Origin of the sequence: Methylocella sp. CPCC 101449, from assembly GCF_031921685.1 — a bacterium.
Classification (GTDB): domain Bacteria; phylum Pseudomonadota; class Alphaproteobacteria; order Rhizobiales; family Beijerinckiaceae; genus Terripilifer.
This window is the reverse complement of the sequence record NZ_JAPDHU010000001.1, coordinates 1,895,992-1,914,586: the sequence shown is the minus strand read 5'-3', so window position 1 is coordinate 1,914,586 and position 18,595 is coordinate 1,895,992. Positions and strand designations below refer to the sequence as shown.

17 protein-coding genes are annotated in these 18,595 nt (G+C 62.1%); 11 read left to right on the top strand and 6 right to left on the bottom strand.

Annotated features, from left to right (window positions below):
- Positions 1 to 4 precede the first annotated feature (4 nt).
- Both ispG and OIM99_RS08850 read right to left on the bottom strand, forming a co-directional pair.
- Complete coding sequence (ispG, locus tag OIM99_RS08855; protein WP_311849967.1) at positions 5 to 1,297, bottom strand: flavodoxin-dependent (E)-4-hydroxy-3-methylbut-2-enyl-diphosphate synthase; 1,293 nt, start codon at positions 1,295 to 1,297, stop codon at positions 5 to 7.
- 86 nt (positions 1,298 to 1,383) lie between these two features.
- Complete coding sequence (locus OIM99_RS08850; protein WP_311849966.1) at positions 1,384 to 1,854, bottom strand: transcriptional repressor; 471 nt, start codon at positions 1,852 to 1,854, stop codon at positions 1,384 to 1,386.
- A gap of 108 nt (positions 1,855 to 1,962) precedes the next feature.
- Between OIM99_RS08850 and OIM99_RS08845 the strand changes: the two genes are divergently transcribed.
- The 4 genes from OIM99_RS08845 (at position 1,963) to OIM99_RS08830 (ending at position 4,331) form a co-directional block, all read left to right on the top strand.
- Positions 1,963 to 2,748 (top strand): 3-hydroxybutyrate dehydrogenase, encoded by a 786-nt coding sequence (locus OIM99_RS08845; RefSeq protein ID WP_311849965.1) that lies wholly within the window; start codon positions 1,963 to 1,965, stop codon positions 2,746 to 2,748.
- Between the two features lie 9 nt (positions 2,749 to 2,757).
- Complete coding sequence (locus tag OIM99_RS08840; protein WP_311849964.1) at positions 2,758 to 3,801, top strand: patatin-like phospholipase family protein; 1,044 nt, start codon at positions 2,758 to 2,760, stop codon at positions 3,799 to 3,801.
- Between the two features lie 87 nt (positions 3,802 to 3,888).
- Positions 3,889 to 4,116, top strand: coding sequence for a hypothetical protein (locus OIM99_RS08835; RefSeq protein ID WP_311849963.1), 228 nt, complete (start codon positions 3,889 to 3,891; stop codon positions 4,114 to 4,116).
- A gap of 83 nt (positions 4,117 to 4,199) precedes the next feature.
- Positions 4,200 to 4,331 carry a hypothetical protein gene (locus tag OIM99_RS08830; RefSeq protein ID WP_311849962.1) on the top strand — a complete coding sequence of 44 codons (132 nt, stop codon included), beginning with the start codon at positions 4,200 to 4,202 and terminating at the stop codon, positions 4,329 to 4,331.
- Here OIM99_RS08830 and OIM99_RS08825 read toward each other — a convergent pair.
- The 4 genes from OIM99_RS08825 to OIM99_RS08810 form a co-directional block, all read right to left on the bottom strand.
- The gene (locus OIM99_RS08825; RefSeq protein WP_311849961.1) at positions 4,318 to 4,977 is read right to left on the bottom strand and encodes a methyltransferase; all 660 of its coding nucleotides are present in this window, start codon (positions 4,975 to 4,977) and stop codon (positions 4,318 to 4,320) included. The two genes, OIM99_RS08830 and OIM99_RS08825, sit on opposite strands and share 14 nt — an antisense overlap.
- Positions 4,974 to 5,756 carry a TIM barrel protein gene (locus tag OIM99_RS08820; RefSeq protein ID WP_311849960.1) on the bottom strand — a complete coding sequence of 261 codons (783 nt, stop codon included), beginning with the start codon at positions 5,754 to 5,756 and terminating at the stop codon, positions 4,974 to 4,976. The genes OIM99_RS08825 and OIM99_RS08820 overlap by 4 nt, the downstream gene beginning before the upstream one ends.
- 87 nt (positions 5,757 to 5,843) lie before the next feature.
- Entirely contained in the window at positions 5,844 to 6,224 is a 381-nt protein-coding gene (locus OIM99_RS08815; protein ID WP_311849959.1) for a PilZ domain-containing protein, read from the bottom strand.
- Positions 6,225 to 6,378: 154 nt separating this feature from the next.
- Positions 6,379 to 7,413, bottom strand: a complete 1,035-nt coding sequence (locus tag OIM99_RS08810; RefSeq protein ID WP_311849958.1) for an aromatic ring-hydroxylating dioxygenase subunit alpha — start codon at positions 7,411 to 7,413, stop codon at positions 6,379 to 6,381.
- A gap of 182 nt (positions 7,414 to 7,595) precedes the next feature.
- On the opposite strand from OIM99_RS08810, the gene OIM99_RS08805 reads away from it, so the two are divergent.
- The 7 genes from OIM99_RS08805 to OIM99_RS08775 all read left to right on the top strand — a co-directional run bounded on the left by OIM99_RS08805 (position 7,596) and on the right by OIM99_RS08775 (position 18,592).
- Complete coding sequence (locus OIM99_RS08805; protein ID WP_311849957.1) at positions 7,596 to 9,338, top strand: iron ABC transporter permease; 1,743 nt, start codon at positions 7,596 to 7,598, stop codon at positions 9,336 to 9,338.
- A gap of 48 nt (positions 9,339 to 9,386) precedes the next feature.
- Positions 9,387 to 10,574: a hypothetical protein gene (locus OIM99_RS08800; protein ID WP_311849956.1), complete on the top strand. Its 1,188-nt coding sequence runs from the start codon at positions 9,387 to 9,389 to the stop codon at positions 10,572 to 10,574.
- Positions 10,575 to 10,656: 82 nt separating this feature from the next.
- Positions 10,657 to 11,730 (top strand): extracellular solute-binding protein, encoded by a 1,074-nt coding sequence (locus tag OIM99_RS08795; RefSeq protein WP_311849955.1) that lies wholly within the window; start codon positions 10,657 to 10,659, stop codon positions 11,728 to 11,730.
- A gap of 295 nt (positions 11,731 to 12,025) precedes the next feature.
- Positions 12,026 to 14,089 carry an FAD-dependent oxidoreductase gene (locus OIM99_RS08790; RefSeq protein ID WP_311849954.1) on the top strand — a complete coding sequence of 688 codons (2,064 nt, stop codon included), beginning with the start codon at positions 12,026 to 12,028 and terminating at the stop codon, positions 14,087 to 14,089.
- 55 nt (positions 14,090 to 14,144) lie between these two features.
- Positions 14,145 to 15,983, top strand: a complete 1,839-nt coding sequence (locus OIM99_RS08785) for an ABC transporter ATP-binding protein (protein WP_311849953.1) — start codon at positions 14,145 to 14,147, stop codon at positions 15,981 to 15,983.
- Between the two features lie 80 nt (positions 15,984 to 16,063).
- Positions 16,064 to 16,546: a hypothetical protein gene (locus OIM99_RS08780; protein ID WP_311849952.1), complete on the top strand. Its 483-nt coding sequence runs from the start codon at positions 16,064 to 16,066 to the stop codon at positions 16,544 to 16,546.
- Between the two features lie 174 nt (positions 16,547 to 16,720).
- Positions 16,721 to 18,592, top strand: coding sequence for a cation:proton antiporter (locus OIM99_RS08775; protein WP_311850378.1), 1,872 nt, complete (start codon positions 16,721 to 16,723; stop codon positions 18,590 to 18,592).
- Positions 18,593 to 18,595 lie beyond the last annotated feature (3 nt).

The window sequence follows — 18,595 nt, the reverse complement described above, 5'->3', positions numbered from 1 at the left end:
ACTCTTACTCCGCCGCGTTCTTCGCGCCTCCGAACCGCTTCTCGATATAGTCGATGACCATCTGCTTGAACTCGTCGGCGATGCCGGCGCCGCGCAGGGTCGCCGCCTTCTTGCCGTCGATGAACACCGGCGCCGTCGGCGCTTCGCCCGTGCCCGGCAGCGAAATGCCGATGTCGGCATGTTTCGATTCGCCGGGACCGTTGACGATACAGCCCATCACCGCGACGTTGAGCGCTTCGACGCCGGGATATTTCTCGCGCCAGCCCGGCATTTCATCGCGAATGTAGGATTGGATGGTCTGCGCCAATTCCTGGAAGACGGTCGAGGTGGTGCGCCCACAGCCGGGGCAGGCGGCGACCAAAGGCACGAAGGTGCGAAAGCCCATGGTCTGCAACAGTTCCTGCGCCACCTGCACTTCCACCGTGCGGTCGCCGCCCGGCTCCGGCGTCAGCGACACGCGGATCGTATCGCCGATGCCTTCCTGCAGCAGAATGCCCATGGCCGCCGACGAAGCGACGATGCCCTTCGAGCCCATGCCGGCTTCGGTGAGGCCGAGATGCAAAGCGTAATCCGAACGCTTGGCCAGCATGCGATAGACGGCGATCAAATCCTGCACCGCCGAGACCTTCGCCGACAGGATGATGCGATCCTTGCCAAGACCGATCTCTTCCGCCCGCTCCGCCGACCACAGCGCCGAGCGCACCAAGGCTTCGCGCGTCACCGCGCGCGCATCGATCGGCCGGGCCGAGCGAGCATTGGCGTCCATCAAGCCGGTGAGCAGTTCCTGATCGAGCGAGCCCCAGTTGGCGCCGATGCGCACCGACTTGCCGTGTTCGATCGCCTTTTCAACGATGGCCGAAAACTGCTTGTCCTTCTTTTCGCGGAAGCCGACATTGCCGGGATTGATGCGATATTTGTCGAGCGCCTCAGCGCAAGCCGGATGATCGGCGAGCAGCTTGTGCCCGATATAGTGAAAGTCGCCGACGATGGGCGCATGGATGCCCATCTTCAACAGCCGTTCCTTGATGTGAGGCACGGCGGCGGCGGCTTCGTCGCGATCGACGGTGATGCGTACCAGTTCCGAGCCGGCCCGCGCCAAAGCCGCGACCTGTTTCACGGTCGCATCGACATCGGCGGTATCCGTATTTGTCATCGACTGGACGACGACCGGGGCGCCACCGCCGACCATTACCGAGCCGCGGCCGGTGCCGACCCGCACGCCCACGGTGTGGTGACGCGGCGCCGGCGCGGCGGGCTCTGGAACATCGAGGCCGGAGAGAATGTCGTCAGCGGGCATGGCCGATCCTTACAGCGCGATCCTGGCGCAATTCAGCCCCTGGCCTTGCCGCCAGATCGGGCTTTGGTCAAGTCGCGGCGAGGGCTTCAGGCCTTGGCGCAATCCGCGCAGACACCGCTGACCTCGATGACCTGCGACTTGCGGGTGAAATGCGCCGCTTTGGCGACGCCTTCAAGACAGGAGCCCAATTCCCCCGACGTCTCCTCGGACACCTTGCCGCAGACGTCGCAAATCAGGAACACCAGGGGATCGCCAGCCGCATGGCGATGGCCGCAGGCAACGAAGGTATTGCGCGACGACAACCGGTGCACCAGGCCGTTTTCGAGCAAAAAATCGAGGGCACGATAGACCGAGATCGGCGCCGGGCGCTTGCCGGTGGCATCGGCCACCCGGTCGATCATGTCATAGGCGCCGAGCGGCTTGGCGGCGCTACACAACAGATCCAAAATGATTTTTCGGCCGGGCGTGAGCTTGACCGGGTGCTCATGCAGGCTCGCCCCATGGCCTTCGCAGTGGTCATGGTCGTGATCGATGGCGACGGAGTTCTGAGCTGTCATGATCCTAACATAGGGAGATTCGATCACTTCTGCGAGACCCGCCCGAATCCGGTGACAATATTTGTGCAATGCAATATACCGAAGCCGGGGTTTTTAGGAGACAGCCAAATGTCGTTGAAATCACGCAATGCCCTCGTCACCGGATCCACCAGCGGCATCGGCCTCGCCTATGCCCGAGCGCTCGCAGCGGAAGGTGCCGGCATCTGCATCAACGGTTTCGGCGACGCCGATGCGATCGAAAAGGAACGGGCCGGCATCGAGAAGGATTTCGGCGTCAAGTGCATCTACAACGGTGCCGACATGACCAAGCCGGCCGAAATCGCCGCCATGGTGAAGGATGCCGAAACCAAGCTCGGCTCGGTCGATATTCTGATCAGCAATGCCGGTGTGCAGTTCGTTTCGCCGATCGAGGAATTCCCGGTCGAGAAATGGGACCAGATCATCGCCATCAATCTGTCGTCGGCCTTCCACGCCATCCGCGCCGCCGTGCCCGGGATGAAAGCGCGCAAATGGGGCCGCATCATCAACACCGCTTCGGCTCATTCGCTCGTCGCCTCGCCGTTCAAGGTCGCCTATGTCTCGGCCAAGCACGGCATCGCCGGCCTGACCAAGACCGTCGCCCTTGAAGTCGCCACCTTCGGCATCACCGCCAATGCGATTTCGCCGGGCTACGTGTGGACGCCGCTCGTTGAGAAGCAGATCCCCGACACGATGAAGGCGCGCAACATGACGCGCGAGCAGGTCATCAACGACGTGCTGCTCGACGCCCAGCCGACCAAGCAATTCGTCACCGTCGAACAGGTCGCGGCCTGCGCCGTCTATCTGTGCTCGGACGCCGCCTCCCAGATCACCGGCACCAATATTTCCATGGACGGCGGCTGGACGGCGGCCTGAGCCACACCCATGGCCGGCAAGAGCAAAAGCAACGGCACGAACGCGCCGAAGACCGTCAACCTTGCCTTGCAAGGCGGCGGTTCGCACGGCGCGTTCACCTGGGGTGTTCTCGACACCATCCTTGAAGATGGTCGCATCGAAATCGAGGCGATCACCGGCACCAGCGCCGGGGCGATGAATGCCGTCGCCTTGGCCCATGGCTATCTCGAAGGCGGGCGCGACGGCGCCCGCGCCACTCTGGAAAAATTCTGGAGTGCCGTCTGCGACGAAAGCGGCCTCAACACCGCCCAGCGCGACATCTTCGACAAGATGTTTGCCTCCTGGACGTTCGACTCCTCGCCCGTCCAGGCCTGGATGAATTTCTGGTCGAGCTTTTCGAGCCCCTATCAGTTCAATCCGCTCAACATCAATCCGCTGCGCGACCACCTCACCTCGATCGTCGATTTCGACAAGCTGCGCGCATCGGACGGCATCAAACTGTTCATCGGCGCCACCAATGTGCATACCGGCCGCATCGCCATTTTCGACAAGAAAATCCTGACGCCGGACCATCTGCTCGCCTCGGCCTGCCTGCCGACCATCTTCCAGGCGGTCGAGATCGATGGCGTACCCTATTGGGATGGCGGCTATATGGGCAATCCGGCCCTGTTCCCCCTGTTCTACAACACGCAATCGCCCGACATCATCATCGTGCAGATCAATCCGATCGAACGCATGGTGACGCCGAAAACCTCGCGCGACATCCAGAACCGGCTCAACGAAATCACCTTCAACAGCGCCTTGATGGGCGAGCTGCGCGCCGTCTATTTCGTCAGCCGCCTGTTCGACGAGGGCGTACTCGGGCCGCCGCGCTACAAGCGGCCCTTCATCCACCGCATCGACGGCGCCGACGAAACGGCAATCTTCTCGGCCGCCTCGAAAATGGATGCGCGCTGGAGCTTTCTCGTCCAATTGCGCGACATCGGCCGCAAAGTGGCGAAGACCTGGCTCGACGAGCATTTCGACAAGATCGGCAAGGAAGGCACGCTCGACCTGCGCCTCGCCTATCAATAACGCCCTTATCGTCCATGTGCGCCAGCATACGGCACCCGCATGCGCGCCGTGATCTCTTCACCATCGTGCTTGGTGTTGGAGAGCGTCATGTTGCGCCTGCTGAAATGCCTGATCTTCGCCGTCGGCGGCGCCTTCATCGGCGGTTGTATCGGCACGATGATCGGCATGGCCTATATGGAATTCGCCCAGCATGGCTGCACCGGCACGGTTTGCGCCGATCTGATCGTCCGCACGTTCATTCCAGGTGGCGCTCTGGCCGGCGGCATGGTCGGCTTGATCATGGCGCGGCCGCGCGAACGTCTCAGCCGCTTTTGACGACACAGCGTGCGCCAGCATACATCGCTCCCCTCGCTTTCATGATGTGATGCATCATGCTCTCGTGAAACAGGAGGAGCGCCATGTTGTACGTCTTGAAGTGCCTGCTGTTCGTCCTGTGCGGCGCTTGCGCCGGAGCCTTCCTCGGCGCCGTCGGCGGCGGCATGGCGGCTCTGATCGCAGCAAAGCCCCGCGCGCGTCTCAATCGCTTCTGAACCGCCAGACGCTGGTGCGCTTCACTTCGGTGTCTTCCAAGGCCCGCGTCACCGGCACCTGATATTCGGCGATGGCGACCAGCTGTTCGCGCGCCAGATAACTGCGGCCGGGATCACCGATCAAAACCGTGCAGCCGCGACGGGGCAAGCCTGACAGCCAATCGGTCATGCGTGCCGCCATGTCGCGCTCATAAGAAATATCGCCGGCCAACACCACGTCCCAGCCGTCATCGCGCCCGATCATGTCGCCGCCAGCGATATCGACGGCCACACCATTGGCCTGCGCATTGATGGCAATGGCGGCAAGCGCGAAATCGTCGATCTCATTGGCGATCACCTGCTGCGCGCCAGCCATCGCCGCCGCGATCGCCACCAGACCCGAACCGGAAGCCAGATCGAAGACGCGCTTGCCGGCGACGACATGCGGGTGATCGAGAATATAGCGCGCCAGCGCCTGACCGCCCGCCCAGGCAAAGGCCCAGAACGGTGGCGGCAGGCCGATCGCCTCCAGTTCTTCTTCCGTCTTTTCCCAAAGCTCCAAGGCTTCGTGCGCCAGATAGAGTTTGATCTCTGGCGCGTGCGGTACGGGCATCAAAGCGGTATGGGTGCGGATGAAAGCCGTGCGTGCGGCTGAATCTGCATTCATGCTGGCGCGAGCGTCTGCATCCAGCCCAGTCCTTCGGCGGTGGTGGCGCGCGGTTTGTATTCCGCCGCCACGAAACCCGGCCAGCCATGCTCGGCGATGGTGGCGAAAATCGCGCCATAGGCGATCTCCCCTTCATCGGGCTCCTGGCGCTTCGGCACAGAGGCGAATTGGAAGTGACCGATGATCGGCCAATAGGCTTCCATGCGCCGGATCAGATCACCTTCCGAAATCTGGATATGATAGAAATCGAACATCAACTTCACATTGTCGCGGCGCAGTTCGGCAAGCATCACCGCCACGTCGTCGGAGCGCGAGACGAAATAGTCGGGCCGGTCATAGCGATTGATCGGTTCGATCAGCAGCGTGATGCCGGCACTGCGTGCCGCATCGCTGGCCTTGGCCATGTTCTCCAAAAACGTCTGCCGCGCCGCGTCCCGCGCCGGCGGCAACACCGTGCCGGACATGCAGTGAATGGTGCCGGCGCCGACCTTGGCGCCGAAGCTCAACGCCTGGTCGATGGCGGCGGCGAACTCATCCTGGCGTCCCGCCTGCGCGGCGAGCCCAAACTCACCCGGCTTGCCGGCAATCGTATTGATGCCGTTCATGACGATACCGGCCGCATCGAGGCGTTGCTTCACCTCGCGTGGATCGAACTCGTAAGGATAGTGGCACTCCACGGCGGCAAAACCCGCCCGCGCCGCCGCCTCGATCCGATCGAGAAACGGCAACTCCGTGAACATCAGGGAAATGTTGGCGGAAAAGCGTAGGGCGGCAGGCATGCTCGTCTCCAGAAGGCGCGAAGCGACGCGGAGATCAGCCTTTACACCAGCCCCGGTCAATCAGCCATGTAAATGCTGGTGACGGGGTTACGCGCCGGTCTGCATGAACCGTTCGAGCTGCGACTTGAGATCGACGATGCGCTTGCGCAACAAGGCATTTTCGCTTTCCAGCTCGCGCACGCGCTCGGTCTCGTCCATCATCAGCGCCGCGCGCGACGGCTCCTGAACGAATTCGACGCCAACCTCGCCACCACGCCGCCAGACGATATTGGCGCGATAGGAGCGCCCTTTCGCCGGCACGTTGAGCTCGAATTCCTGCGGCAACGACAAAGTATCGCCGACCACAAGCTTGGCGCCGCGTGGCGACACGTTGCGGATGTTGCAATCGATGGTCGTCGCGCGATTGTTAAAAATGATCTGCGCGCCGAGCATGGAGCGGATGCGCGCAACCCGCCGTTGTTCCGTCATCGATATCCCCGTTTACCATCGCTCACAGGTGCTTTGTCCCGCAGGATAGAGGCAAAATTTGAACGAAGCCTTGAGCCGATTGTGAACCGTCAGCCATAATTAAGAAAAGGTTGACGCGGCCGAATTCGCAATCGATTCAGCCTTGCGGACCCCGTCAGGGCGCCATGTGTTCAGCCATGATCAGCCGGTCGAGCATGCGCCGCGCCAGAATTGGGCCGTTGTCGGTCTTAATGTCGATGCGCACGGCATTCGGCATCTGGCTCATGCGATGCTGCTGCGCTTCAAGAATGACGAAGTCCTCGCGGAAGACATCGATCATCCCGACATTGAAAAAGGCCTCGACGTCCGGATCGTCACGACCGAAGGCCCGCGCGAACAGAAAGAAGTAGTGCTGCGACGTGCTGGTCTCCGGCGTCGGCAGGCTGATGGCGACCAGTTCCACCTTATGCGCGCTCAGCGACAGATCCTTGCCCGGCCCGCCGAAGCCGGCATCGACGCAGCCGGCGAAATTGACGCAAAAATTCGGCGCCCTGAACTCGACGGCGGCCCAACGATCGCACGGACCGGGAAAATTGCCGGCCTTCTGATAGGCCGGTGGCGCCGGGCGGTCGTAGATCCACCTCTCCACCCGCACCGCATCGTCTTTCTGTGTCGTCAACGCTTCGATCTCGGTCAGGGATTCCGAACCGATCGAGGAGGCATGCACATAAGTCAGATGGGTGGCGTCGAGCACATTGTCGGCGATCAATCGATAATCGGCCGCAAGATGCACCATATCCGGCCGGGTGGTGATCCAATCGGGATGTTCGCACCACCACAAATCAGGCACTTTCGCCGGATCGGCCAGCGCCGGATCGCCCATCCAGATCCACACCAGGCCATACCGTTCCAGCACCGGATAGGATTTGACCCGGGCCCGCTCGGGAATGTTCGACTGACCGGGGATCTCGACGCAAACGCCCCAGCCATCGAATTTGAGGCCGTGATAGCCGCAACGCACGTCATCGCCGATGACCACGCCGAGCGACAGGGGCAATGAGCGGTGACAGCAGCGATCCTCGATGGCGCACGGCGAACCATCCGATCGCCGCCACAACACCACCGGTTCATCGAGGAAAGTGCGCGCCAACAGGCCGCGCGTCACCTCGCGACCCCAAGCCGCCGCGTACCAGGCATTGCGCAGATACATTGCCAGCCTCTCAGATCTTCCCCATCAAGCGTCTGCGCGCCTTGCGATAAATCTGTCACAGCGGACGACGGCGTTCAATGTGCCGCACGCAACTTGATTCTGCGATCACGAGCGGCGACAAAGCGGAGGGGGATCCCGCCGATAGGGTGGCGCGAAAACAGGCAGGGAGACGGTCAGCAAGCATGGCTGCGGAGGGAGGCGCGAGCGCCACACGACACTGGCGCGGGTTCGGCACGGACGCTTTGCCGACCCTTCTTCTGGCGCTGCCGCTCATCTGGCTGGTGGTTCTGCCCCTCGTCATCCTGCTCGTCTGCGCCTTCCGTCCCACCGGCTTTCTGCTCGACCCCGGTTTCACCACCGATCATATCGTCACCGCCTGGACCGATCCGGACCTCTGGCGCCTGTTCGCCCGCACGCTCCATTTCGCTGTTGGATCCAGCCTGTTCGCCCTCATCATCGGCACAGGTCTCGCCTGGCTCGTCGAACGCACCGACATCCGTGGCGCCGGCCTCGTCCGCGCTTTGATGATCCTGCCCATGGCCATGCCGCCCTTCATCATGGCCATCGCCTGGACGATCCTGCTCAGTCCGCGCACCGGCGTCGTCAATCTGGCGCTGGTCGAACTGTTCGGCCTCGCCGCGCCACCGCTCGACATCTACACTATGACCGGCCTGATCTTCGTCGAAGGCTTGTCGCTCGCCCCGTCAGCCTTTCTCATCATGGTGCCGGCCTTCCGTAAGATCGATGCGGCGCTGGAGGAGGCGGCGCTAATGTCGGGCGCCGGCTCCTTGCAGATGCTGCGCCGGGTCGTGCTGCCGCTGTTGCTGCCGGCGCTGGCTGGCGCGGCGATTTACCTTCTGATCGTCAGCCTCGTGGTCTTCGACATTCCCGGCGCCATCGGCCACCCGGTCGGCATCGTTTTGGTCTCGACCCATGTCTACGATCTCTTGCATCACGCGCCCACGGGCCTGCCCGAATATGGCCAGGTGAGCGCCATCGCCATCATCATCGCCGCCGCGCTTGTCGCCCTCTGTCTGCTCTATCAGCGGCTGATGCGCGCCGCCGGCCGCTTCGTCACGGTGACGGGCAAAACCTCGCGCCATCGCGTCATTCCGCTCGGCCGCGGCCGCATCATCGCCGAACTCGCCATCGGCTTGTTCGTGCTCGTCGCGGTCGTCGCACCGATCCTGGCCATCATCTGGGCGAGCCTGCTGCCCTATCAGATGGCTTTCTCATTCGAAGCGCTGAAACAGATCACGCTCGCCAATCATATCGCTTTCCTCAGCGATCCGGCTGTCGGCAAGACATTGGGCAATTCTCTCGTCATCGCCATCGTCGCCAGTTGCGCCGTCACGCTGCTGTGCCTGCTGATCGGCTGGGTAGTGGTGCGCACCAAGGCGCCTGGCCGCCAGATGATCGACATTCTGGCTTTCATGCCGCTGGCGTTTCCCGGCGTCTTGATCGCCACCGCGCTGATTTATGTCTATCTGTCGGTGCCGCTGCTGCGCATCTACGGCACGATCTGGATCATCGCCGTCGCCCACACCACGGTCTATCTGAGCTACGGTTCCCGGGCGATCAATGCCGCCATGTATCAATTGCATGCCGACCTTGAGGAAGCCGCACGCATGGCCGGTGCGGCCTGGTTCACAACCCTGCGGCGCGTGGTTGCCCCTTTGCTTGTCCCGGCACTGGCCGCGGTCTGGATCTGGGTTTTCGCCCACTCTTTAAGGGAACTCGGGTCCGCTTTGCTGCTGCAGGGCCGCGATAACGCTACTTTGCCGACCCTGCTGTTCGCCTATTGGACGCAAGGCCAGCCGGCGAAAACGGCGGCCGTTGCCGTCTGGTTCGTCTTCGGCCTCGTTGTGCTGCTGGCGCTCGCCCATCTTCTGCAATCGCTGGCCGCGCGCCGCACTTCCACCTGAGCGCCCACCGATATAGACTTCGTCCCAACAGACGAGGGAGGACACACGATGGTCCGCATTCCAAACACCAATGCCGACATCTTAAAGTCGAAGACCCGGCGCGGCTTGCCGTATCCGGTCGATTACGGCACGGCCACGACGGCCGAATACATCCAGGCCCTCGACAATTTCCATCAGGTGTTCGGCATTCGCGCCGGCGACCATGTGGTGATGCTGACTGATCCGCTGCTCGACCCGCGCGTCCTCCAGACCGTGCAGGGCCTGTGCAAATCGCGCGGCGCCACGTTCATTTCCTACATGGGTGAATCGACCCGCTATGTCGTCGTGCCCGACGAGGCCAAGGCGCTCTTGGAACGCGCCACCTTCGTCGTCTCCACCTGGTTCGCCTCGGTCTTCGATCCGTTCTGCCAGAACCTGCGCCGCAAGAAGGGCCAGCGCTGGGTGAAGATCACTTTCTTCCGCAACATCGATCTGTGGCACACGCCGCAGGCGCGTTTTCCCATCGAGATCGTCGGCGAACTGGTGCGCGGCACGTCCAGGCTCTATCCCGAGCACGGCCCCTTCGACATGCGCATCACCGATCAACGCGGCACCGACTTCCGCGTGCCCTTCAGCGCCGACATGCGCGAGCGCATGAAGAAGGACAATCGCTGGCGCGGCCACAACTATGCCAACGAGGACGGCTGCTACGTGCATTACATGCCGACGCACGGCCCCAACCTCTACGACCCGTTCATGTTCGGCAACGATCCCGAACACAAGGTCGGCATCAACGGCGTCATCTATGCGCAATGGGGCGTCGGCTTCGAAAAGCCTTTCGACGAGCCGCCGGGCGTCGAGTTCAAGGACGACCGCGTCGTCGCCGTTCATGGCGACAGCGAGGAAGCCGCTGTCCTGCGCGAATTCCTGATCGGCGGCACCTTGGAGGAACTGGGTTGCGGCCACAATCCCAAGGCACCGCGTTTCGATATCTATCCCGCTGGCCCGAATTCGCCCGGCGCGCTGCACTTTGGCATCAACGGCCTGAAGGAGAGCGAATATCTGCGCCGCATGATGCCCAATTGGGAAGAGCCGCACGTGCATATGGATCTCGTCACCTTCGACGCGACGGTGACGGCCGGCAACCGCGTGCTGATCGAGGATGGATTCCTGCAATCGCTGCGCGATCCCAAGGTCATCGAATGCGCCAGCCGCTACGGCGACCCGCTGGAACTGCTCGAACAGTTTCCGGTCTGATCAAAACAAGACGGGGCGGCCCCTGATCGGAGGGATCGGGAGCCGCTTTTCCAAAGGGGACTGAAACAAGAGAGGGAGACCCATGTCCAATCCGACCCTATCCCGTCGCGGCTTCGTCGCGGCGGCAGGAACGACCTTGGCAAGAACCACCTTGGCAAGCACCGCCTTGGCCACAATGCCGTTTAGTGCGCGGGCGCAAGGCGCCGCGCCCAAGGCCTTGGCTGATCTCGCCGGCATTGCCGCCAAGAAACCGCCGGTCGTCTGGTCCGAAAGTTCCGATACGGCGGCCATCGCCAAGGTCATCGCCGCCTTCAACAAGACCTGGCCCGACATCAAGGTCGAATTCATCCGCGACACGGGCGGTGGCACCCTGGCGGCCAAGGTGGTGCAGGAATCGCAGGCCGGCGGCACGCCCGCCGCCGTGCTCACCGGCGACCAGTCGCAATTCGCCGTCCTCGATCAGCGCGGCCTGCTGGTGCGCCCGGACTGGGCGGCGCTCGGCGTGGCCTCCGCCTCGGTGGTCTCGCCCTTCATGGTGCCGACCACTTCCGCCATCGGCGTCATCGTCTGGAACAAGCAAAAGGTCTCGGAGGCCGACCGCCCCAAGAACCTGAACGACCTATTGAACCCGCGCTGGACCGGCAAGGCCGGCGCCTGGCTGCGCACACCGGTCTACGTCAGCATGGCCCATCTGATGGGCGAAGCCGAAGTGCGCGCCCATCTGCAGAAATTCGTCGCCATGCAGCCCAAACTCTACGATTCCACCTATCGGCTGGCGCAGGAGATCGGCACCGGCGAGATCGAGGTCGGCTATGGCCTGACCCATTCGACCCTGCCGGTAATGGCAGCCGGCGCGCCGGTGGAATTCGCTTTCACCGACCCGGTCGGAATCAGCACGCTCTACACCTGTTGCGTCGGCAAGAGCGCCAATCCGGAAGGCGCCCAGGTTCTGGCCACCTGGCTCGCCGGCCGGGAGGGCGCCGATGCCTATGAAGCCGCCACCGGACGCGGCAATCCCCGCGTCGAAGGCTCCAACGCGGCCAAACTGGTATCGGGCCGCAAGCTCTCCGAATATCCACTGGCGGACTATCCCACTTTCCTGCGTCTGCTCGCCGATTATAACAAGATCATGAGCACGCGAGGTGCCGCCCGCTGAGCGCGTTGCCAAGCTGCCGATCTTTTGGGCGGCCGGCGGCCAATCCGCCGGCCTGTCAGCTCATTTGCTGCCCATCGTCAGCAAGCGGTTACCATGACATGATTGTCATCGGCGGTGCCGGCGGGCCACATTGACAGGATACCTCGGCTCCTTGCTACAAATTGAGGGCAAAATGGCGTGCCTTGAGGCGAGCTCAAGCGCCGGCGGCACGCCAATAGCATGTCGAAGGGCTTCGCGAGGTTGGGGGATCTCGCGCCTTTAGACAGTGAACAGCATTTAACCAGTCAGGTGTTCGATGAAACGGGTGGCGATTGTCGGCGGTGGTCCAGGGGGCTTGTTCACCGCCCAGATTCTTGCGGAAAAATGTGGCGGTCTTTGCCAGGCGACCATTTTCGAGGCATCCAGCCGGCTCGGCGGCAAATTGGTGACACGGACATTCAAAACCGCCCCTACGGTGGTGTATGAGGGAGGTGTCGCCGAACTCTACGACTATTCGCAATTCAGCTCCGATCCCGTGCGCGAACTGGCCGAGCGTCTCGGCCTGCAGACCGTACCGATGAGCGGCGATGCGGTGATCCTCGGCGACAAGATTCTCAACACCGACGGCGACATCCGTCGCAAACTCGGCGACGAAACACTCGCTGCGATCGATGCCTTCCACGACATGTGCGAGCGCGAGATCACAGCCGAAGACTATTACGAGAGCTATTGGCGCGACGACAACCAGCATCCCTGGTCGAAGAAAACCTTCGCGAAAGTGCTCGACAGCATCCCTGACGAGACGGCGCGCCGCTATATCGCCACGGCCGTTCACACCGACGTCGCGGCCCCGCCGCATCTCACCACGGCGATGAACGGCGTTAAAAACGTCCTGATGGATCACGACGAATACCTGCGGCTCTATTCCATCGTCGGCGGCAACGAGCGTCTGGTACAGCGCCTGGCCGAGACCACGACAGCGGAAGTGATCAAGAACGCACCGGTGTCGAAAGTCGCCAAAAAGGGCGAACGCTACCGTCTGTGGTATCGCCAGGACGGCAATACTGTGCATCGCGATTTCGACTATGTGATCTTTGCCCTGCCCAATTACTGGCTGCAGAACATCGACTTCGACGGCCGCAAACTGCGCATGGCGATCGACGCCCATCTCGCCCACTACGATCATCCGGCGCATTACCTGCGCGTCAATTGCCTGTTCAAGGAGCCGTTCTGGCGCTCGAAGGTCAAAGGTTCCTATTTCATGCAGGACGTCTTCGGCGGCGCCTGCCTCTATGACGAAGGGTCACGCCATGAAGGCGAACAATATGGTTCGCTGGGCTGGCTGATCGCGGGAACAGCCGCCCTCGCCATGGCCAATCTCGATGACCAGCAGATCATCGACAGGGTGATCGACTCTTTGCCGAAACCCCTGGCCCATGGTCGCGATCTACTGCTTGAAGGCCATGTCCAGCGGTGGGTCGGCACGGTCAACGCCGTGCCCGGCGGCAATCCGGCACACGATCTCGAGCAGCGCCACCGCCCGGAACCGTCGCAACATCCCGGGCTGCTGATGGTCGGCGACTATATTTTCGATTCCACCGTCAACGCCACCTACGATTCAGCCGATTTCGCCACGGACCTCATCATGACGGAATTGCGCGGCCGGCGATACGCGAGCGTGCCGGACGAGGCGACGTTATCGGCCGCCAACGGCCATGCACTGAGCGCCGAATATTACGACGAATATTCCAGCGACAAGAGCTACGAGGACTCCTACGCCGATTATTTCGACGAGAAATACAATGCCGAAGTAATCAAGGTGATCTGGGGCGACAAGGCGCCCTATAAACTGCTCGACGTCGGCAGCGCCACCGGCATCACCATTGAACTCTTCGATCGCATCGGCATCGAATGCTGGGGCATCGAGAACTCCGCCCATATTCACGCGCGGACCTTGGAAAAATGGAAGCACCGCAACGTCCTGGGCGATGTCCGCCAACTGCCCTTCGAAGATAATTCCTTCGACTACATCTATGACACATGCCTGTGTTACGTGCCCGACGAAGATCTCGACAAGGCCATCAGCGAATTGTTCCGGGTGGTGCGTAAGGGCGTGTTCTTCGGCAGTATTACCTCCGACATGACAGAGGAGGTGATCGACCACCACGAACTTTTCTACGGCGTGCAATCGCTGATGACCACCTGGCAATGGTCGGAGCGGTTCATGAAGAACGGCTTCCGCATGGCGATCAACGATCCGAAAGTGCTGAAGAAAGTCTGGCAGCTCGAATGCCAATCTAACGAAGGTGACTACCCGTGGTATCCCGACGCCAAGACGCTGCGCATGTGCTTCTACTCCAAGCCGACCAACGGCAGATGAAGCCGGTGGCGGCCGTGAGGCGTAGCCGACGCGCCCGTATCGATGGCTCACAGCCATGACCGATACGAAGGCACCGCCCGAGGATATCGCGCAATATCTTGAAGACGACGACGAAAACGCGGCCATCAACATCCGCGATTTCGGCTTCATGTTCCGCTTCCTGCGGCCCTATTTCGCGCCCTATCGTCGGCGGATCGCACTGGTGCTGGCGCTGCTTGCGTTGCAAACCGTCTTCAACGCCTCGTTTCCCCTCGCCACCCAATATCTGATCGATCAAGGCCTGGTTGAACGCGACTGGAACGCCCTTGTCCTCGTGCTGATTTTTCTCAGCATCGCCGCTATCGCCGTCTCAGTGATTTCCATCGGCAACGACTATCTCTATTCGGGCGTCTTTGCCAATGTGATGAAGGACCTGCGCATTTCCCTGTTCGAACAGGTGCAGCGCCTGCCGATGCCGTTCTTCCTGCGAACGCCGTCGGGCAGCCTTCTGTCGCGATTTTCCGGCGACATCGTTTCCAGCGAAACCATGCTGGTGCAGATGGTCCCCTGGCTGGTGCTGCCGCTTCTGGAAGTGGTCTATTCGACCATCCTGATGTTCTATTTCAACGTCTGGCTCGGCCTGATCGGCCTGTTGATCTTTCCCGTCATCCTCGCCGGTCCCAGCATCTTCTCGCGCAAGGCATTCGCCCTGTCTTACGACAAGCGGTCCTATGAGGCCGACATTCTGTCGGCGGCTCAGGAAAACATCCAGGCGCAGCCCGTGGTCAAGGCCTTCGCTTTGCACCACCGCTCGATGGCCAGCTTTCGCGGCCTCAATCTCAATTGGTCGGCGCAAGCCTTCCGCGTCTATTTTCTCTCCTCGCTCGCCGAGAGCACCGCCTATATGGGCGTCTACGTGATCCATATCGTGATTATCGTGCTCGGCGCCTATTGGGCCTTCACCGACGAAATAACGCTCGGCACGCTGGTCGCTTTCGAAGCCATGTTCGTCTCCATGGGCTATGCGCTGACCGACCTCACCCAGTTTGTACCGACGCTGGCGCAGGCCACCGGCTCGATGCAGCATCTCAATGAGGTCTTCGAGGAAAAGCCGAGCCTCGCCGACGCTCCCGATGCGATCGTCCTGCCGCCGATGCGCGACCGCGTTTCGTTCGAGAAAGTGACCTTCGCCTATCCCGGCGGCAAGACCGTGCTGCACGACGTGAGCTTCGACGTGCCGCGCCATGCCTATGTGGCGATCGTCGGCCGTTCGGGCTCCGGCAAGAGCACTATCCTCAATCTGCTGATGCGCTTCTATGATCCGACGGAAGGACGCGTCGCCATCGACGGTCACGACATCCGCACGGTGACGCAGGATTCGCTGCGCGCCCAGATCGGTATCGTCTTTCAGGACAGTTTCCTGTTCAACGCCTCGATCAGCGACAATATCCGCATGGGCAAGGCCGATGCGACCGACCAGGAGATCGAGAGCGCGCTGCGCGCCGCCGAAGTCTGGGATGCGGTGATGGCTTTGCCGCAAGGGGTCGAAACCATCGTCGGCGAGCGCGGTGGCCGGCTGTCCGGCGGCCAGCGTCAGCGCGTCGCCATCGCCCGCGCCCTGGTGCGCGATCCCGCCATTCTGGTGCTCGACGAGGCGACTAGCGCGCTCGATGCCATCGCGGAAGCCGCCGTCAATATCACCTTGCAGCGCATTGCCCGCGAGCGCACGGTCATCAACGTCACCCATCGCCTGAGCAACGTAAGCGGCGCCGACAAGATCATCGTTTTGGAGAACGGCAATCTCGCCGAAGCCGGCTCCCATGCGGAGCTGATCGCCCGCAACGGCCGCTACGCTCATCTGTGGCGCACCCAGCAGGGCGGCGAGAGCCCCGATGCTTCGCACGCCGACGATTGAACGCCGCCCTCGATACAGGAGCTTTCTTTTTACGGCGCAGCGATTAACATGCTGACGTCTGGAGCGCAGGGGGCCGCGCCATGGATCTCAATTTCACGCTTTCCGTTTGGATCCACACCATCCTTAGCCTGGTGGCGATCGTCGCCGGCTTTCCCGTCGTCCGCGATCTTCTGCACTCACGCGCCGACGGCCCGTGGACGATGACCTTTCTCGTCACGGCGCTGGCGACGAATATCACCGGCTTCTTTCTGCCGGCCAGCCAATTCCTGCCATCGCATGCGGTTGGCATTCTCTCGACCATCCTGCTGATCGTCGCGATTCTCGCCCGTTATGCGTTCGACTTCAGCGGCGTCTGGCGCTGGGTCTACGTGATCGGCATGACGCTCGGGCAATATTTCCTCTTGTTCGTGCTCGTCGCGCAATTGTTCTTGAAGGTGCATGCGCTGAAGGCTCTGGCGCCGACCCAATCGGAGCCACCCTTCGCCATCGCCCAGATCGCGCTGCTGATCATCTTTATCGCTCTCTTGATCCAGGCCATTCGGCGCTTCCACCCGCAGCCGTAACAAAACCGCCTGTAACCATAACGCGAGAAGGCCGCGCGAAAATCTCGCGCCAGCACGCATTTCCGCGCAAAAAGGCCATTGCGTCGACTTGATTTACCACCATATTGACTTTGGTGGTCGGCGCCGGCGTGGACCCCTCCCCAAATTCACATCCTGACCCTATGGAGGCTCTCCCTGACGCACGATACGCCGCTTATTGCCACGATCGTTGCCGGTTTAGGGCTTGCCTTCATCTTCGGCCTGCTCGCTCAGCGCTTCAAATTACCCCCGATTGCCGGCTATCTTTTGGCCGGCGTCGTGATTGGTCCCTTCACTCCGGGCTATGTCGCCAATCAGCAATTGGCGACGGAGCTCGCCGAACTCGGCGTCATCCTGCTGATGTTCGGCGTCGGGTTGCATTTTTCCTTGAAAGATTTGCTGGCGGTGCGCGCCATCGCTCTGCCGGGTGCCATCGGCCAGATTCTCGCCGCGACACTGATCGGCATGGGCCTGGCTTATGTTCTCGGCTGGTCGGCGGGCGCCGGCCTCGTGTTCGGTCTCGCGCTCTCGGTGGCCAGCACCGTAGTTCTACTTAAGGCTTTACAAGATCGTCGTTTGATCGAGACCGAGCGCGGCCGTATCGCCGTCGGCTGGCTCATCGTCGAAGACCTCGTCATGGTCCTCACCTTGGTGCTGTTGCCGCCGCTCGCCGGCCTGCTGGGTGGCGAAGCTCCCGCGAGCATGAAAGACACGGGTCTCGCCGCGTGGCTCGGCGTCACCACGATCTGGGGCAAGCTCGGACTGACAGGCGTCAAGGTCGCGGCTTTCGTCGCGCTGATGCTGATCGTCGGGCGCAAGGTCATTCCGTGGATTCTGCATTACGTCGCCCACACCGGCTCGCGCGAACTGTTCCGCCTGTCGGTGCTTGCCATCGCGCTCGGCGTCGCCTTCGGTTCAGCCGAACTCTTCGGCGTGTCCTTCGCGCTGGGCGCCTTCTTCGCCGGCATGGTGCTGGCGGAATCGCAGCTCAGCACCCAGGCGGCACGCGAGACACTGCCGCTGCGCGACGCCTTCGCGGTGCTGTTCTTCGTTTCGGTCGGCATGCTGTTCAATCCACAGGTGCTGCTCGATCAGCCGCTGGCGGTGATCGGCACGTTCCTGACCATCGTCATCGGCAAATCGGTCGCCGCCTATCTGATCGTGCGCGCCTTCGGCTATTCGAAGAACGTAGCGCTGACCATTTCGGCGAGCCTGGCGCAGATCGGCGAATTCTCCTTCATCCTGATCGTGCTCGGGGCGCAGCTCGCCATCGTGCCTGGCATTGCCCGCGACCTCGTCGTCGCAGGCGCGTTGTTGTCGATCTTCGTCAACCCGCTGCTGTTCATGGGGCTCGACCGGGTGACTTCGAGCGAGGACAAACCGGCCAAGCCCGCGGCATCGCCCGCCCCCGACGAACAACCGGCGGCGCCAGCGGCCACGGCGGCACCTCAGGCGGTGGCCAAGACGCCTGCCAAGACAACGGCGAAGCCGGCACCCAAGCCGGAGCCGCCCGAGGAAAAGCCGACGCATCTGACCAATCATGCCATTCTCGTCGGCCATGGCCGCGTCGGCCGACGCATCGCCGCGGTGCTCTGCGACAAGAACGTGCCCTTCCTCGTCATTGAGGAAGAGCCGTCGCAAGTCACGGACCTGCTGAAGACGGGCATCGAAACCTTCATCGGGCCGGCCGGCGAAAAGCCGCTGCTGGAACGCATCAACCTGCCCGGCGCCCACTGGCTGCTGTCGGCCATCCCCGATCCGTTCGAGGCCGGTCACCTGATCGAACAGGCGCGCACCGTCAATCCGGCGATCCGCATCATCGCCCGCGCTCATTCGCAAGAAGCGGTCGATTATCTCAAAGGTCTTGGAGCTCACAAGATCATCGTCGGCGAAGATGAAATCGCCAACAGCATGATCGCCGACATCCTGACGCCGGCCGCGCCGCCAGCGCTGGAAGTAGCCGCGCCAGAGCCGGCTGCGCCAACGACGGACGAGCAACAGACATCAGGCGGCCTTTCGGCCGCCTGAGAT

What these genes read in the sequence shown, in the direction of transcription:
- ispG (WP_311849967.1), bottom strand. Translation starts at nt 1,297, where the DNA reads ATGCCCGCTGACGACATTCTCTCCGGCCTCGATGTTCCAGAGCCCGCC.
- OIM99_RS08850 (WP_311849966.1), bottom strand. Translation starts at nt 1,854, where the DNA reads ATGACAGCTCAGAACTCCGTCGCCATCGATCACGACCATGACCACTGC.
- OIM99_RS08845 (WP_311849965.1), top strand. Translation starts at nt 1,963, where the DNA reads ATGTCGTTGAAATCACGCAATGCCCTCGTCACCGGATCCACCAGCGGC.
- OIM99_RS08840 (WP_311849964.1), top strand. Translation starts at nt 2,758, where the DNA reads ATGGCCGGCAAGAGCAAAAGCAACGGCACGAACGCGCCGAAGACCGTC.
- OIM99_RS08835 (WP_311849963.1), top strand. Translation starts at nt 3,889, where the DNA reads ATGTTGCGCCTGCTGAAATGCCTGATCTTCGCCGTCGGCGGCGCCTTC.
- OIM99_RS08830 (WP_311849962.1), top strand. Translation starts at nt 4,200, where the DNA reads ATGTTGTACGTCTTGAAGTGCCTGCTGTTCGTCCTGTGCGGCGCTTGC.
- OIM99_RS08825 (WP_311849961.1), bottom strand. Translation starts at nt 4,977, where the DNA reads ATGAATGCAGATTCAGCCGCACGCACGGCTTTCATCCGCACCCATACC.
- OIM99_RS08820 (WP_311849960.1), bottom strand. Translation starts at nt 5,756, where the DNA reads ATGCCTGCCGCCCTACGCTTTTCCGCCAACATTTCCCTGATGTTCACG.
- OIM99_RS08815 (WP_311849959.1), bottom strand. Translation starts at nt 6,224, where the DNA reads ATGACGGAACAACGGCGGGTTGCGCGCATCCGCTCCATGCTCGGCGCG.
- OIM99_RS08810 (WP_311849958.1), bottom strand. Translation starts at nt 7,413, where the DNA reads ATGTATCTGCGCAATGCCTGGTACGCGGCGGCTTGGGGTCGCGAGGTG.
- OIM99_RS08805 (WP_311849957.1), top strand. Translation starts at nt 7,596, where the DNA reads ATGGCTGCGGAGGGAGGCGCGAGCGCCACACGACACTGGCGCGGGTTC.
- OIM99_RS08800 (WP_311849956.1), top strand. Translation starts at nt 9,387, where the DNA reads ATGGTCCGCATTCCAAACACCAATGCCGACATCTTAAAGTCGAAGACC.
- OIM99_RS08795 (WP_311849955.1), top strand. Translation starts at nt 10,657, where the DNA reads ATGTCCAATCCGACCCTATCCCGTCGCGGCTTCGTCGCGGCGGCAGGA.
- OIM99_RS08790 (WP_311849954.1), top strand. Translation starts at nt 12,026, where the DNA reads ATGAAACGGGTGGCGATTGTCGGCGGTGGTCCAGGGGGCTTGTTCACC.
- OIM99_RS08785 (WP_311849953.1), top strand. Translation starts at nt 14,145, where the DNA reads ATGACCGATACGAAGGCACCGCCCGAGGATATCGCGCAATATCTTGAA.
- OIM99_RS08780 (WP_311849952.1), top strand. Translation starts at nt 16,064, where the DNA reads ATGGATCTCAATTTCACGCTTTCCGTTTGGATCCACACCATCCTTAGC.